This is a genomic window from Streptomyces sp. ADI95-16 (assembly GCF_003721495.1).
In the GTDB taxonomy this organism is placed as follows: Bacteria; Actinomycetota; Actinomycetes; order Streptomycetales; family Streptomycetaceae; genus Streptomyces; species Streptomyces goshikiensis.
Genome location: NZ_CP033582.1, coordinates 124663 through 138801 on the forward strand (window position 1 = coordinate 124663; position 14139 = coordinate 138801).

At 66.6% G+C, this 14139-nt stretch carries 14 protein-coding genes; 13 read left to right on the forward strand and 1 reads right to left on the reverse strand.

Annotated elements, in window-relative coordinates:
• Positions 1-253 precede the first annotated feature (253 nt).
• From EES41_RS37475 to EES41_RS37530, 13 genes are all read left to right on the forward strand, one after another.
• On the forward strand, positions 254-1219 hold the full coding sequence (locus tag EES41_RS37475; protein ID WP_123083025.1) for an ABC transporter ATP-binding protein: 966 nt from the start codon (positions 254-256) through the stop codon (positions 1217-1219).
• A complete protein-coding gene (locus tag EES41_RS37480; RefSeq protein WP_123083026.1) occupies positions 1216-2022 on the forward strand; it encodes an ABC transporter permease in 807 nt (268 codons plus the stop codon). Before EES41_RS37475 ends, EES41_RS37480 begins: the two co-directional genes overlap by 4 nt.
• Positions 2019-3317 carry a sensor histidine kinase gene (locus EES41_RS37485; RefSeq protein WP_254211857.1) on the forward strand — a complete coding sequence of 433 codons (1299 nt, stop codon included), beginning with the start codon at positions 2019-2021 and terminating at the stop codon, positions 3315-3317. The genes EES41_RS37480 and EES41_RS37485 overlap by 4 nt, the downstream gene beginning before the upstream one ends.
• Positions 3314-3928: a response regulator transcription factor gene (locus tag EES41_RS37490; protein ID WP_254211858.1), complete on the forward strand. Its 615-nt coding sequence runs from the start codon at positions 3314-3316 to the stop codon at positions 3926-3928. The genes EES41_RS37485 and EES41_RS37490 overlap by 4 nt, the downstream gene beginning before the upstream one ends.
• A 617-nt stretch (positions 3929-4545) precedes the next feature.
• Positions 4546-5187, forward strand: coding sequence for a hypothetical protein (locus EES41_RS37495; RefSeq protein ID WP_164496179.1), 642 nt, complete (start codon positions 4546-4548; stop codon positions 5185-5187).
• 59 nt (positions 5188-5246) lie between these two features.
• Entirely contained in the window at positions 5247-6350 is a 1104-nt protein-coding gene (gene lxmK, locus EES41_RS37500; RefSeq protein ID WP_123083028.1) for a class V lanthionine synthetase subunit LxmK, read from the forward strand.
• A complete protein-coding gene (locus EES41_RS37505; RefSeq protein ID WP_164496180.1) occupies positions 6347-7345 on the forward strand; it encodes a T3SS effector HopA1 family protein in 999 nt (332 codons plus the stop codon). The genes lxmK and EES41_RS37505 overlap by 4 nt, the downstream gene beginning before the upstream one ends.
• Before the next feature lie 154 nt (positions 7346-7499).
• The gene (locus EES41_RS41900) at positions 7500-7643 is read left to right on the forward strand and encodes a hypothetical protein (protein ID WP_164496181.1); all 144 of its coding nucleotides are present in this window, start codon (positions 7500-7502) and stop codon (positions 7641-7643) included.
• An 89-nt stretch (positions 7644-7732) separates the two neighbouring features.
• Positions 7733-8722: an LLM class flavin-dependent oxidoreductase gene (locus EES41_RS37510; RefSeq protein WP_123083397.1), complete on the forward strand. Its 990-nt coding sequence runs from the start codon at positions 7733-7735 to the stop codon at positions 8720-8722.
• Positions 8719-9324 (forward strand): flavoprotein, encoded by a 606-nt coding sequence (locus EES41_RS37515; protein WP_123083030.1) that lies wholly within the window; start codon positions 8719-8721, stop codon positions 9322-9324. Before EES41_RS37510 ends, EES41_RS37515 begins: the two co-directional genes overlap by 4 nt.
• A 413-nt stretch (positions 9325-9737) precedes the next feature.
• The gene (locus tag EES41_RS44300) at positions 9738-10238 is read left to right on the forward strand and encodes a hypothetical protein (RefSeq protein ID WP_367995817.1); all 501 of its coding nucleotides are present in this window, start codon (positions 9738-9740) and stop codon (positions 10236-10238) included.
• 3 nt (positions 10239-10241) lie between these two features.
• Positions 10242-12410: a prolyl oligopeptidase family protein gene (locus tag EES41_RS37525; protein ID WP_123083032.1), complete on the forward strand. Its 2169-nt coding sequence runs from the start codon at positions 10242-10244 to the stop codon at positions 12408-12410.
• Between the two features lie 238 nt (positions 12411-12648).
• Positions 12649-12936: a hypothetical protein gene (locus EES41_RS37530; RefSeq protein WP_123083033.1), complete on the forward strand. Its 288-nt coding sequence runs from the start codon at positions 12649-12651 to the stop codon at positions 12934-12936.
• A gap of 143 nt (positions 12937-13079) precedes the next feature.
• On the opposite strand, the gene EES41_RS37535 is transcribed toward EES41_RS37530, so the two are convergent.
• Positions 13080-13886 (reverse strand): hypothetical protein, encoded by an 807-nt coding sequence (locus tag EES41_RS37535; protein ID WP_123083034.1) that lies wholly within the window; start codon positions 13884-13886, stop codon positions 13080-13082.
• Between the last annotated feature and the right edge of the window lie 253 nt (positions 13887-14139).

Here is a 14139-nt window from a genome sequence, read left to right on the forward strand (position 1 = left end):
GGGGGTTAAAAAGATTGACAGCTTATTGCCGCCATAGTTTTGATCATGAGGTGCCGAACGGGGGAATCGTCCGGCACGGCGGTAGCGCCCATTCAGCACCTGGGTGTGCCACTCGGGCTGACCGCCGAGGGCTGCCGCCGATTGCGGACGTACAGACCTCTGACATATGTCATAGGTCGACCGCGCGGGGGGCGTGAAGATTGATTACATATGGCACTGCCGTGTCGCAGCACGCGACATGAGGCTGAGACCCATGAAAGTCAACGATTACAAGAACGACGTCGTGATCGATGTTCGTGATGTACGCAGGACGTACGGGGTGGGTAGCCGGTCGGAGTATGAAGCCGTGCGAGGTGTCAGCCTGCAAGTCCGTCGGGGGGAGGTGTTCGCCCTGCTCGGGACGAACGGAGCGGGCAAGACCTCCACGGTGGAACTGATGGAAGGCCTGGCTCCTGCCGACAGCGGACAGGTACGCGTCCTGGGTCATGACCCCTACCGCCAGCGGGCCGAAGTCCGCCCGTTGACCGGGGTCATGCTGCAGAGCGGCGGCTTCCCGGCGGACCTGACGGTAGCTGAGGTCGCACGCTTCTGGTCCAAGTGTTCCCCTCCCGCTCGTACGGTCTCCGAGGTACTGAGCCTGGTCGGGCTGACCGGCCGGCGCACTGTGCCGGTCAAGCAGTTATCAGGCGGCGAGAGCCGTCGGCTGGATCTGGCACTCGCGGTCATCGGCGGCCCGCAGGTGCTGTTCCTGGACGAGCCGACGACAGGCATGGACCCCGAAGGGCGTCGCGACACCTGGGACATCGTGCGGCAGTTGCAGCAGGACGGCACCACCGTACTGCTGACGACGCATTACTTGGAGGAGGCGGAAGAGCTCTCCGACCATCTGGCCATCTTACAGAAGGGGCGTGTGGTCGCCGAAGGCACCGCCGCCGAGGTCATCGCCGGCCAGCCCTCCCGTATCAGCTTCGACCTTCCCGCAGGTCTGCATCCCGAGTCCCTGCCGTCGCTGCCGGGCACCGCTCGCCGACAGACCGACGGGCAGAGCGTTGTGCTCCACACCCAGGACCTCCAGACCGTTCTGACCCGACTGCTGAACTGGGCCGCTGAGCAACACATCAGTCTGGAAGGGCTGGACGCACGAACCGCATCGCTTGAGGAAGCCTTCCTGGCGATGACCATCGGCGCAGAGTCCCGACCCGCAAGGAGCAGCTCATGACCGCGTACGCCTCCAACGGGTTCGCCTCCCGCCGGAGCCGAATGTTGGCACTGGGGCACACCGAACTGATCATGCTGCTCCGGAACAGGAGCGCCCTCGTCTCCGCCCTCGTCCTGCCTCTCGGATCGCTCTGGTTCATCCACTCCGTCACCCCGTCGACATTCACCGCCAGGGACGACGAGCAGCTCCTGGCCGGCCCCGTCCTGGCGACCGGCACGATCGGTATGGTCCTGCTTTTCGTCGTCTACTCGACACTCGTAGGCGCATACGTCGCACGCCGTGAGGGCCTGGTCCTCAAGCGGCTGCGCACGGGGTCTCTGTCGGACAGCGAGATCCTCGTGGGTACAGCGATGCCGGTGGCGGGAGTGGCATGGGCGCAGTGCGGCATCGTGCTCGGCGTCGGCGTTGCACTCCTGGACGTGCAGTCTCCGGCGAGCTCGCCGCTGCTGCTGATCGGTGTGGTCATCGGCACGGTTCTCGTTGCGGCGCTGGCCGCGTGCTCCGCCGTATTTACCCGAACGGTGGAAATGGCTCAGCTGACCACCATGCCTCTGATTCTGGTCTCAGTCGCCGGGTCAGGTCTGGTGATGCCGCTGGAGGCGCTACCGTCCTGGGCCACCGAGGTGTGCCGTGTGCTGCCGCTGACCCCGGTGATGGAACTGGTGCGACTGGGCTGGCTCGGCACGGACGACGGCACGGCCGTGTGGTCCGCGGCGCTGCCTCAGTTGGGGGGTGCCCTGCTGTGGACAGCCGCCGCCGTGTGGGTCGCGCGCACCTGGTTTCGCTGGGAACCCCGAAAATGACCGCTTCAATCATGCAGGGGCGCCACGGAGAGTCGCACGAGCCGATTCGGCGACACTGGCACGGCAGGATCACCGCAGTGGTGGGCCGAGCGGGCCGCCGCAGCCGGTCCGAGCAGTTCCACCTGTACACCCGGGCGTCGCTGTATCTGTTGACCCTGCTGGAACCCGTTCTCGTGGGCATCTGGCTCGTAGCCACCCCTGCGGAGCAGACCGGTGGGCATCTGTTCTGGGTGATCGCCGGGGCCTGCCTCGTGCACACGGCCACGTGTGTCTGCCTGCCGTACTCCCTGCCTGCTCGCCCCGAGCTCGGCAACTGGATCCAGGTGAGCGGCGCGGCTGCCGCAACGATGGTAGCCAGTGCAGTCGTGCTCGAGTTGAACGCGGAACCGTCCCAGCTCAGTGCGTCGTCCGCCGAGCTGCTCCTCGCCGGCGCCCTTGTCTTCCTCACAGGCCCTCTCTCGATCGCCTGGCCGCCGAAGGCCGCGCTTGCTCTGTTAACAATGATCGCAACGACGGTCGGGCTCAGTGGTGTTGTCCTGGGTACTGAGATCCAATTACTGGCCGGAGCTGGGCTCTACGCCGTCATCGGTGGTGCTGCGTTCGCGCTGACCTACCGGTTCTCGGCCTGGGCAGTCGGCGTGGTGCTCGAACTGGGGCGGTCCCAAGAGATACAGGCCCGGCTCGCGGTCGCCGAGGAGCGGCTGCGGTTCGCACGCGACCTGCACGACGTGCTAGGCCGCAACCTCACAGTGATCGCCTTGAAGAGTGAGCTGGCGGCGGCCTTGAGCGGTCAGGGCGCGCCCGCCGATCAGATGGTCGAGATCCAGCGGATCGCGCACCAGTCTCAGGAAGAGGTACGCGCCGTTGTGACGGGCTACCGCTCCGCGGACCTGAGAACTGAGCTGGAAGGTGCTCGTGCGGTGCTGCATTCCGCAGGCATCCGTTGTCTGGTCAGTGACCCAGAAGGCCTCGGGGCGGGGGCCCCGCAGGCCCTGGGCTGGGCAGTAAGGGAAGGAGTGACGAACGTGCTGCGACACAGCGAAGCACGGCAGTGCCTCATCGAACTGTCCTCGCAGGGGGGCACTCTGACTCTGACCATGGAGAACGACGGTGTGTACGGGCCCCTGGTTCCGGGCACCGGCGGCAGCGGTCTGGCTGGTCTGCGCGAGCGGCTGGCACCGCTCGACGGCACGGTCTCGGGCTGCGCCAAGAGCGAAAGCCAGTTCCTCCTCACCGTCTGTCTTCCGTGGACGAGCCGACTGAGTGCCACCGGCCATGAGAGGAGGGGATCGTGACGGACCGTATCCGTGTTCTGCTCGCAGACGATGAGCACCTTATCCGCGGAGCCCTGGCCAGCCTTCTGGCACTCAACGAAGACCTCACCGTCGTGGCCGAGGCCGCGACAGGTCGGGAGGCCATCTCCATGGCGAGGGCACATCGGCCTGACGTGGCCGTGCTGGATCTTCAGATGCCCGGTCACGACGGCATCGAGGTCGCGCGAACGCTGCACAAGGAGCTCGACGGCTGCCGCACCATGATCCTCACCAGTTACGGTCGGCCGGGGCATCTGAAGAGGGCGTTGGAAGCTGGCGTCCGCGGGTTCCTGCCGAAGACCGTCTCCGCGCACGATCTCGCGAACATCATCCGCACCGTCCACGCGGGCCGCCGCTTCATCGCTTCGGAACTCGCGGCCGACGCCATCAGCTACGGCGATTGCCCACTGACGCCCCGGGAGACAGACGTGCTGAGCCTGGCAGCCGATGGTGCCTCGATCGCCAAGATCGCGGAGCAAGCGGGGCTGTCGGCCGGGACCGTCCGCAACCACATTTCGTCCGCAGTCTCCAAGCTCGGTGCCTACAACCGCCACGCGGCAGCCCGGACGGCAAAGCAGCATGGCTGGATCTGACACCACCTCGGCCTCGGCCCCGGCCCCGTGCGGGGCCAGGGCCGGCCCCGTGGCGCACAGAGACATCTCACTGACCCGCTACACAGATCTGGAGAAGAAGATGGGACGTCCGGAATCACCGATCAACCCCGCTGACGGCCCCCTGCAACGCTTCGCCCATGAATTGCGCGTGCTGCGGAGGACGGCGGGAAACCCCTCCTACCGCATGCTCGCGAGCAGGGCCAACTACTCAGGGACGTCGTTGTCGGAAGCGGCCCGCGGTATAGCCCTGCCCAGCCTCGACGTGACGCTGGCCTATGTCGGCGCTTGTCACGGCGACATCGAACGCTGGGAGAAGTACTGGTTGAGCACGGAAGCAGAACTGTCGGTCGCTCCCACGCATGAGGACCCCGCGCAGGGTTGGCTGGAGCGAGCACGCCTCGGTCCCGCGCCGACCCCGCGGTCCGCGCTCCTGGCGCCGACCCCTGTCCAGAGTGCCCGCCCCAGAATGCGCCCTGGGCAGATAGTGAGTCGGGCCGGATCGGCGCTGAGAAGACCGGCGACCGTACTCGTACTGGTGGCAGGAAGCTGGGCCCTGGCCCTGGCCGCGGGCCTACGCGTCAAGAGGAGTACGCATAGTGCATGATGACACCCGCAGCCATGTCCATGCCGGTGCGATGCCCCGGCGATCGGCCCTGACCTGGTCGAAGACCATGCTCCGCGATCTCGCTGCCTGGCTGGCGCGCAAGCCTGTCGCGCTGTCCGGCGCACGCCGCTCGATACCGCACTCCGCCGATGCCCGCACCATCATCTGGGCGGTCACAGCGGCCGATCTCGTCACCAGTGTCGTCGTGGACGCGATGGTCCCTCCCGCCTACCGCCCTCTTCACCTCGTCTGGGTGGTCTTGTCGCTCGTCATGACTGTGGGATTCTGCGCGATGACCATGCGTACCCCTCACCTGATCGACGACGACACGCTGTACCTGCGCACCGGCCCTTTCCGCGCCCTTGTCATTCCGATCAATCAAATCCAGACCGTGCGTGCTGCGCACGGCATGGCGCAAAGCCACGGGCTGCGTCGCTTACTGGACCAGGACGACGCAGTGGCTTGCTCGGTCAGCAGCGCCACCACCATGGCCCTCGAACTCACCGAGCCCCTCCCTGTGCAGCTCCGCAAGGGCGAGCCGATCATGGCTCGCCGTGTCTACTTCACCGCCGACCAGCCAGCTGCGGCCGCCGAACTCATCCGGAGGGCGATGCACGGGGACACACAGCCATGACGGGTACATACCCAGTCCCCGGGGCGCGAGCCCTTCGGGGAGAGATAGGGGGGAGAACGATGAGCACGCTCAGCGCGCCCGTACCGGCCGCGGATGACACGAGGTTCCAGGAGGTGAATGCCTTCCTCGTCAGCCTGGGGCTGGGGACTCTCGCCGGACAGCCTGACCGCAAGTACCTGCCGGGCCGAAATACCAACATGAGCGGTACCACCGATACCGGCCAGGGCGTCTTCGTCAAGAAACTCGAGGGCCCGCAGCAGGTGGCCGAGACACGGATTCAACAATGTCTGGCCTTTGAGCAGCTCCTGCAGCAGTATCCGGAGCCCCAGCTCTTCTCACCTCGCTGTCTGGGCTCCGAACTCGGATCCCAGCTCATGGTGTTCGAACTGGTCGAGGATGCCGTGACTGCCGCCGACCTGGTAAAGGACCACGGTCTGACAAACAGCCTTGCTCGCTCACTGGGCAACACGGTCGGTCATCTGCACAATCTGCCGGTCGACCAGCTTCGACAGAGTGGGCCGAGCACACCGCTGCTCCCGTCCGCTGAACTACTCGATGGTCTTCCAGTGGCTCTGTTCGAGGCTTCTTCCGCCGCAGAGCTCCAGGTGTGGAGTCTGCTGCAGAACGACGTTGCCCTGGCGGACGCCCTGCGGGCGCTCCTTGAAAGGGAGCGGCAGGCCGAACCGGTGGCCGCTCACTGCGATTTACGCCTGGACCAGTTCCTGATCGCCAGCGGTCGGATCCACCTCACCGACCTTGAGGAATTCCAGGCGGGCGACGCGGCCCGTGACCTCGGGGGGGTCGTAGGCGATCTGCTGCACCGCGCGGTGCTGGACGCTGCAACATCGGAAGATCCCGACCGTGACGCGGCACCATCGCGTGAACAGATGCTGACGCAGATCACTTCCGGCATACGACTGGCGCGTCCCACTATCCAGGCATTCTGGAACGGCTATCTGGAGCAGCGGCCCGCAGGCAGCGCCCTGGCCGCGCGGGTCGTGGCATTCGCCGGTTGGCATCTCCTCGACCGCCTGCTCGCCGGCGCCCGGACGGCGCCGCGGCTCGCGGCCTTGCCGCGCGCAGCTGCCGGCATCGGGCGAAGAGCACTGCTCACGCCGGACAAGTTCATCCTGACACTCGGACTTGTAGAGGATCTCGCATGAGCGGACCGGCCGAAGTCTTGAGAACAGGCGGTCGAGCACGGCCGCAGTCGCCACTGCAGTTGTCCGAGCAACTCCAGGAGCTGCTGGACGTGGTGCACGTGGAAGGGGGCGGCCTCACGGCTGCCGTGGGGGCGAGGAAAATAACCGCGTCCTCCGCTCAGGCACTCACCGCCCACCTGGCCACTGCGCTCTACCAGATCGTCCACGTCGGCAGGCCGGAGAGCGAGACCGAGCGAGCTCCTGCCTCACAGGACCGGGACCTCGAAGCTCTCCTGGCGCAGGCCGTACCTCACCGCTACACCGCGCACACCGTTCCCGTGCTGTCTGCGACGGAGGACGGTCTGGTCGTAGAGCTGAGCAGTGTGCGTGTCCGTCTCGACTCGTACCGGCTTGTGCGCACCAGCGACGACGCACAGCGGGCTCACGTGCGCATTTCGGCGGCCCGCCCCATGCTCTCTCCCGGGTTCTTCCTCGTCGACGGGTCGCTACCGCTTCCTCCAGAGGCCCAGGTCTTGCGGGTGTACCTGCATGTCAAGACACCCGACGCTGCTGTCGAGGCCTGGGGTCGGACACTGGAATGCCTGGAAGAACATGCCGTCGCTTACCGAGCCAAGGCAGCTTCCTCAAGCGCGGTGCTGCCGCGGCGCGATGGCGTGGTGGTGTACCTGAACGGTCTGGATCAGGAGGTGCTCGCGTCGCTTGTCGGGGCTGTCAAGGGAATCGTCGGTCTCGGGAGTGGTGGTTCTCCGTTCACCAGGCGGCTGGCTCCCGGGGTGGCTATGGCCTGGGAACCAGATGATGCCCGGCCCGGTATGCGCAACACCAGTCTGGGTGAGCACCGGTCCCGTGCCCTGGCCTCAGGACTGGTCGGTCACGCGACCCGCCCGGATGGACGGACCCGAACGGAGCGGGTTCGAGATGCCCTCATCGAAGGCGGAATCAACCCGTCCGACCCCCATCGCAACCTGTCGTCTCCCACTTCTCTCTGGAATTGATAAAAGCCCGACACTGTTCAACCGATCATCAAAGAAAACTTCCATGAACGAATAAAACAGGACTAGTTTCGATCTTGCCCTCAGGGACTACCCAATCAGGAAGTCCCGATCAGGCGCCGTCAGATTTGCAAACGGATTCCTTGAGGAGATCGCTATGAACGAGATCGACCTGGCCGCCGGCTTCGACACCTACGCCGACGTGAACGAGATGGCCACCGAGGTCACCCCCGACGAGGCCCCCTCGCCTCAGACCATCGTCTCCCTGAGCGTCGTCGCCAGCATCAAGTGGGGCTGCTGACTCAGGACCTGTCGAATCGGTGCACGGCCAGCAGTTTCGACTGCTGGCCGTGCACGTCGTCCCGCAATACCCATTGCTTAGGCCTGCGCATGACGATATCCATCCTCCTTCCTTTCATGCCGACAGAAGGGAAACAGATTCTTCCCTTCGCAAACCTGGTCCGGGAAGGCGCCGCCGAACGCCTGTGGACCGGGCAGTCGCTCCTACTCGAACCACACACGGCGCTCGCCTACGCCGCCGGCGCCGGCGGCGGCATTCCTGTGGGCACCAGCGTGACGCTCCTGCCACTGCGCCACCCCTTCCAGGCCGCCCTCCAGGCCCGGTCCCTGGCAGCCCTGAGCGGACACCCGTTCGTTGCCGGACTCGGCACCGGGTCGGCGCCGTTCGTCCAGGCGCTGCGTGGCAGCTCCTACTCCAGTCCCCTGGGGGCCGTACGGGAGTACACCACGATCGTCCGGCGCCTCCTGGCCGGTGACATGGTGGATCTGGCCGGCGATTACTACGGAATGCACGGCGCTCTCCCACCCCTGGACACCCCGCCGGTTCAGCTCGGCCTTGGCGTACTCAGGCCCCGGATGGCTGAACTCGCTGGCGAAATCTCAGACGTCTCCATCACCTGGCTGAGTCCTCCCAGCTACCTGGCCCAAGTCCTTCTGCCTGCACTCACCCGCGGCGCGGAACGCGCGCAACGGCCACGGCCCCGGGTAACCGCAGTCGTCCACGTCTCGCTCGACGCCCCACGGCGCGATCACACACGCGTCATCCTGGCCGCTACCCATGCCCACCTCCGGGCCCCGCACTACCAGGCCATGCTCAAACTCGCCGGGATCGATGTGGACCCCCACGACCTCCTCGCAACGGCCACCCGGCTCATCGACAGCGGAACCGTAGCCGTGGGAAGTATCGACGACATCCTCCGTACCGTGCGCGCCTACTACGCGGCCGGGGCGGACGAAGTAGTCCTCAACACGATTGGTCTCCAAACCGTGAACGGAGCAGCCGCGTCCCTGTCTGCACTCGACGCAGTCACCCAAGCCGTTCGCGCAGAAGCGGCGGCCATGGTTGCGAGTCACAGATGACGCAACAGAGCTCACCGGTCCCGAAGTTCTCTGCCCAGCGACTCCTGATCGTCGGTACTGGAGCCCTCGGTGTCTCCTCCCTGCCCGGATGGCTCGGCTGGCTGCGTGAGACTTACCCCGAGACCGAAACAAAGGTCCTGCTCACCCGGCAGGCAAGCACATTCGTCACTGCAGCGGCCCTCACTGCGATCGGGGGCAGCCCCGTGCTCCACGACATCTGGCCCACCGATTCCCCCGTCGCCGCGCCGCACGTCCAGCTCGGCCAGTGGGCCGATGCCATTGCCGTCTACCCCGCCACCTTCCATTTCGTCAGCCGCTTCGCGACAGGACTAGCCGACACCCCCGCGCTGCTGGCCCTGCAATGCACCAGCGCGCCGATCGGCATAGCACCCGCACTGCCGCCGGGAGGATACGAGAGCTACGCATTCCGCTCCCACATGGCTGCGCTCCGGAACCGCCGCAATGTCGTGATCGCCGCGCCGGAACCCGGGCGCAGCATCACCACCGGAAACATCGAGGCATCCACGGCAGCACCGCTCACCACTCTGCTGCCGATGATCGAGGAACTCCATACCGAGCTCGGTGAGGCCGGCACGACATGACCACACCTCCTGGAACCGTTGTCGATCGCTTCGGCAGTGGCCACGTCCGGACCGTGATCACGCGATCTCCGGACGGACGGACGACGTGGGTCCGCAGCGCCGGCGACAGGAGGACCCAGCCGTTCCTCTCTCCGCACCCCTCACTCCTCACCGCTCTTGAGGCAGTCACCACCAGACCCCCCGGTGCCCGCTTCGTCCCGCCCCAACCACACGGCAACACGCTCCACTACGCGGCCCCAGGCGCCTCCTCCACAGCCGATCTCCTCTTCTCGCGCGAGCCTCAGGCCCACGCGAGGGCCGGTTCTCTCCTGGAAAACCTCGGAGTGCTGCTTCGAGCACTTCACGCCGCACCCTTGGCAGGGACCGGCGCAGCCCCTGACATGCCCCTGACCTGGCTCCGTCTGTCAGCCTGGATGGACAGCCCGCTGGCCGGTCCCCCAGCAGTGCTGCACACGCGTCTCCGGGAGGCCCTCGGGACCCGCCGCTGGCAGCTGCTCGCCTCATGGCTGGAGAGCCTGCGCTCTGGACCCCGGGTATTGCTGCATGGGAACCCGAGCCTGGGGTTGCTCGTGCCGTCGGAGTCAGATGAGACCGACGCGCTACTTACCGGGGAAGAGCTGGGCCTCGGCACCTGGCAGCAAGACGTCGGCTGGGTACTGGGCGAGCTTCACGAAATGCGTTCCCTGTCGGTTCGGCTACCACTTTCGGTGGATCCGGCCGGCTGGGACCGCCTAGCGGCACGGTTCATCGAAGGTTACGGACTCCCGCCCGACCCGTCGGTTCACCGCGCGGCGACGCTCAAGGCCCTTCTCCACCTGCACGATTTCTGCGTCTTCGTGTCGTGGGACGACTCAGAAGTACTCCGCTACACCACTGTCATCGCTCATCTGGTCGACGAGCACGGAAAGGACTGAGAATTGCCTTCCGATACACCCCTCACCTACCCCGCCGCCCGACGCCAGGGTCTGGTGGAAAAGCTGTTCGGCCACTCCGTCGCTGATCCGTACCGGTGGCTGGAGCAATACGACAGTGAAGAAACTCGGACCTGGCTCGCCGAGCAGGACAGCCTCAGACATACCGCACTCAACTCGCTTCCCGGGCGGGACCAGCTGCGTACCCACCTGAACGAACTGGTCTCGGTGGGCGTAATCGGCCCGCCCGTCTGGCGCGGAAATCGCCACTTCTTCATGAAGCGGGAGCCCCAGCAGGAGCACGCGGCCCTCTACATCGCCGAAGAAGACGGGAATCAGCGCCTCCTGATCGACCCCACGGCCCTGGACCCCACCGGACACACCACGTTGGACAGCTGGTACCCGGACCAGACGGGAACCCAGCTTGCCTATCAGGTGTCCGTCAAAGGTGACGCCGACAGCTGTCTCTACGTTCTCGACACCGCATCAGGCTCGATCGTCGACGGGCCCATCACCCGATGCCGCCACTCCCCCATCGCATGGCTGCCCAGCGGCGACGCCTTCTACTACGTGCGCAGCCTGCCCAGCTCGGCCGTTCCTTCAGGCGAGGAGCACTACCATCGGCGCGTCTACCTGCACCACGTCGCCACCGACCCTGACACCGACGACTCCCTCGTCTTCGGCGCGGACGGGCACAAGACGACTTCCTACGGCATCGCGGTCACCGCAGACGGCCGATGGCTCATCCTGACCGCCACGATCGGCGCAGTACGTCACAACGAGGTGTGGCTGGCCGATCTCACCACCAGCAGCCCCCTGTACCCGGTCTTCACACCCGTGCAGAGGAACGTCCGTGCGCGCACGCGCGCCCTCGTCGGCCGCGACGGACAGCTGTACCTTCACACCGACCGCGATGCGCCCCACGGCCGCCTCGCGGTCACCGACATCGAGAACCCGCAATCCAGCCGCTGGAGGGACATCCTCCCTCAGGACCCGGACGCGAGGCTGGAACACGTCGCCATGCTCGACAGCCCAAAACTGGCGCGTCCTCTTCTCCTGGCGGGCCGAAACCGGCACATGTTCAGCGAGATCACGGTCCATGACCTGGCCACGGGCGAGCACCTCTTTGACATCGATCTCCCCGGCCCCGGAGTCGTCGGCGAGATCCGTGGCCGGGGACACGAAGCGTGGTTCACGTATACCGATCCATTCACGCCGCCGACCGTCTTCCGCTGGGACGCCCTCACCCGCACCCGCACGATCTGGGCGTCGCCTCCTGGACGGCAGTCGCTTCACTCGCGGCCTGGTGCGGTGCATCATCTGAACTGCGCGTCGCCGGACGGTACGCAGATCCGAGTCACCGTTTTCGCTCCGCACTCACGCCGTGGGCCGCTGCCTACGATCCTCTATGGATACGGCGGCTTCGGACTCTCCCTTGCACCTTCCTACAACCCGGAGATACTTGCCTGGGTCGAAGCAGGCGGCGTCTACGCCGTGGCCCACGTACGTGGTGGAGACGAGGGCGGAGCGCAGTGGCACGCCGCGGGCGCCAGAGCGAACAAACAGAAGTCGGTCGACGATTTCCACGCTGCGGCCGAAGCCCTCATCCGCGGCGGCTGGACCACCAGCTCACAACTCGTGATCAGCGGTGAATCCAACGGTGGGCTGTTGGTCGGTGCAGCGCTCACCCAGCGTCCCGACCTCTACCGGGCCGTCCTCTGCGGAGCACCTGTCCTGGACATGGCCCGGTACGAGCGGTTCGGGCTCGGGCCGTCCTGGACTGCCGAATACGGCTCGGCGGAGGTGGAGGAAGAACTCGGATGGCTCATGTCCTATTCGCCCTACCACAGCGTCACCGCGGAGGGTGTCTACCCCGCGGTGTTGTTCAGCGTCTCCGAGGGAGACTCGATGGTCGATCCGCTGCACGCCAGGAAAATGTGTGCCGCACTCCAGCACGTCGCAGGGCGCCGTCCGACTACAGGTGACAACGGGATCGTGCTCCTCCGGCGCGAACTCGGCGCAGGCCACGGCGCACGTTCCATGAGTCTCACAGTTGGCCTTCTCGTCGACCAGCTTGCGTTCGCAGCCTGGCAATCCGGCATGCCACTAGGGTCGTCGACGTCATACGACGATGGCTTCGATGCCTCTTGGAAGGCTGGCAGGCAGCAGGCGTAGGACGGCGGCTTGATCGCTCACCGTCGTCGAGGCCAGCGCCCGTGACCATCTCCAGCACGGCACGCGCACGCCCGCCACGTCGTCCTGATGTACTCCGGGACCTCGTCGAGTCCGGGACCAGCGTTCTTTGATGCCGCTGCCCGCAGTACCGCGATCTTGTGGCGACCCAGACCCCCGCGAGACGGCCCCCGTTGGCCGTCGGCTAGTCCCATTTCCGCCCCGACGAAAGGAACCCAGCATGAACCGCTCGATACGACGTACCCTGCATGGTGCGGTCCTGGCCAGCGCCCTTGCGGCGACGGCCCCCCAGGCCTTCGCCGCGACCGCCACCCAACAGCCGTCGGCCGCCTCGTCGAGCTTTGGCACACCCCCCGCGGGCTACGTCCATGAGGAGTCCTTCCACGGCACGGCTGCGGCCTGCCAGACGGCGGGCAAGGCGGGCATCGCGGCGGGCAAGTGGACCGCGTACTTCTGCTTCCAGGCGCTCCCCTTCACTCCCTTCCAGGAGCTCTACGTCAAGAAGTAGCGCGGCGATGATTCCCACACAGCGTCTTGGTTCCCTAGCCGGTTCAGAGACTGGGCGGCTACCGGGACCTGTGGGTTTTCTAAGCTCGCCTCGGCTACCGCGTGCACGCCCCTGGTGAACCCTTCGCCCTGGAGCAGCTCTTCCTACTGTTCCGGCTGCACGAGCGAAAACCAGTGCGTGTTCAGCCGCGGGCGTCCCCGCGGCTGACCGAACGTGAAGGGCTCCGGCATCCGCCGGGGCCCTTCACGTCGATAGGTGCATACGTCCGAGACCTTCTCGCCGCTGTTGATGCGGGTGGCAATGTCCTCGGCGTTACGGGCTTCGTAGACCTCGATGTCGCCCGGGGTGGGGGCTGCGGTCGCAGGCCCACCAGCGCCTGCTGGGCCTTCGGCCAGGACGTCTCCAGCTTGGCGAGAAGGTCTTTGGACAATGGTGGGCGGCGCCGCGAAGGGCGCGGTCTTGCTGAGGACCGCGACCGGAACCGGTGGGAGCGGCCCGCCGCCAGCGATGGCGGTGACCCCAGCGTCGATGCCGACCTGTTCGAAGGCCGGGTCGGCGGCGAAGGGGGTCCCGGGGTGCCGCAGTGCTTCGACGTGCGCCGCCCAGTCCGTCGCCATCGCCGGCTTCAGCGCGGGTCCGAGCGCCTCGACCAGGACCAGCCCCGCGGACCTGTGCCGGTTGCTCCTGCGCGTACCGCAGGGCGAGCATCCCACCGAACGAGTGCCCCACCAGTAGGTAGGGCCCCGTACGTGCTCGGCGGACAGCAGCCGGTCCAGGTCCTGGGCCATGGCGGTCAGGGGGATGGTGCCCCGTACGGGCGTGCTGCGCATGGTGAGCATCGGCGGCTGCGTGTAGATGTCCACCTGCCGCCCGGAGTCCCCGGCTCCCGGCCCGGCGGCGGCTGCCACCAGCAGGACGGCGGCCAACGCAGCTGCGATCCCACCGGGCACACGCCATCGCGTATCCCCAGCTTCCCGCGCCCTCCTTCACCCTCATACGCACCGTTGCCGTAAGGCACCCCCGCCTCGCGGAGGCAGCTTCCGAGCTGTCCGCCGACGCCGTCAGAGCGTGGCGCGCTCCGTGGTGATCCCGCTGCCACTCCGCAGTGGTCAAATCACCCCGGCTCATTCCGCCGGCGTGGACAGAGGCCGCGGCGGGGGGCCGGGGGGCCGTCCCTAAGCTTGTGAGTGGCGCGGGCGCCGG

Coding starts and splice junctions, on each gene's coding strand:
- EES41_RS37475 (WP_123083025.1), top strand. CDS start 254: ATGAAAGTCAACGATTACAAGAACGACGTCGTGATCGATGTTCGTGAT.
- EES41_RS37480 (WP_123083026.1), top strand. CDS start 1,216: ATGACCGCGTACGCCTCCAACGGGTTCGCCTCCCGCCGGAGCCGAATG.
- EES41_RS37485 (WP_254211857.1), top strand. CDS start 2,019: ATGACCGCTTCAATCATGCAGGGGCGCCACGGAGAGTCGCACGAGCCG.
- lxmK (WP_123083028.1), top strand. CDS start 5,247: ATGAGCACGCTCAGCGCGCCCGTACCGGCCGCGGATGACACGAGGTTC.
- EES41_RS37505 (WP_164496180.1), top strand. CDS start 6,347: ATGAGCGGACCGGCCGAAGTCTTGAGAACAGGCGGTCGAGCACGGCCG.
- EES41_RS41900 (WP_164496181.1), top strand. CDS start 7,500: ATGAACGAGATCGACCTGGCCGCCGGCTTCGACACCTACGCCGACGTG.
- EES41_RS37510 (WP_123083397.1), top strand. CDS start 7,733: ATGACGATATCCATCCTCCTTCCTTTCATGCCGACAGAAGGGAAACAG.
- EES41_RS37515 (WP_123083030.1), top strand. CDS start 8,719: ATGACGCAACAGAGCTCACCGGTCCCGAAGTTCTCTGCCCAGCGACTC.
- EES41_RS44300 (WP_367995817.1), top strand. CDS start 9,738: ATGGACAGCCCGCTGGCCGGTCCCCCAGCAGTGCTGCACACGCGTCTC.
- EES41_RS37530 (WP_123083033.1), top strand. CDS start 12,649: ATGAACCGCTCGATACGACGTACCCTGCATGGTGCGGTCCTGGCCAGC.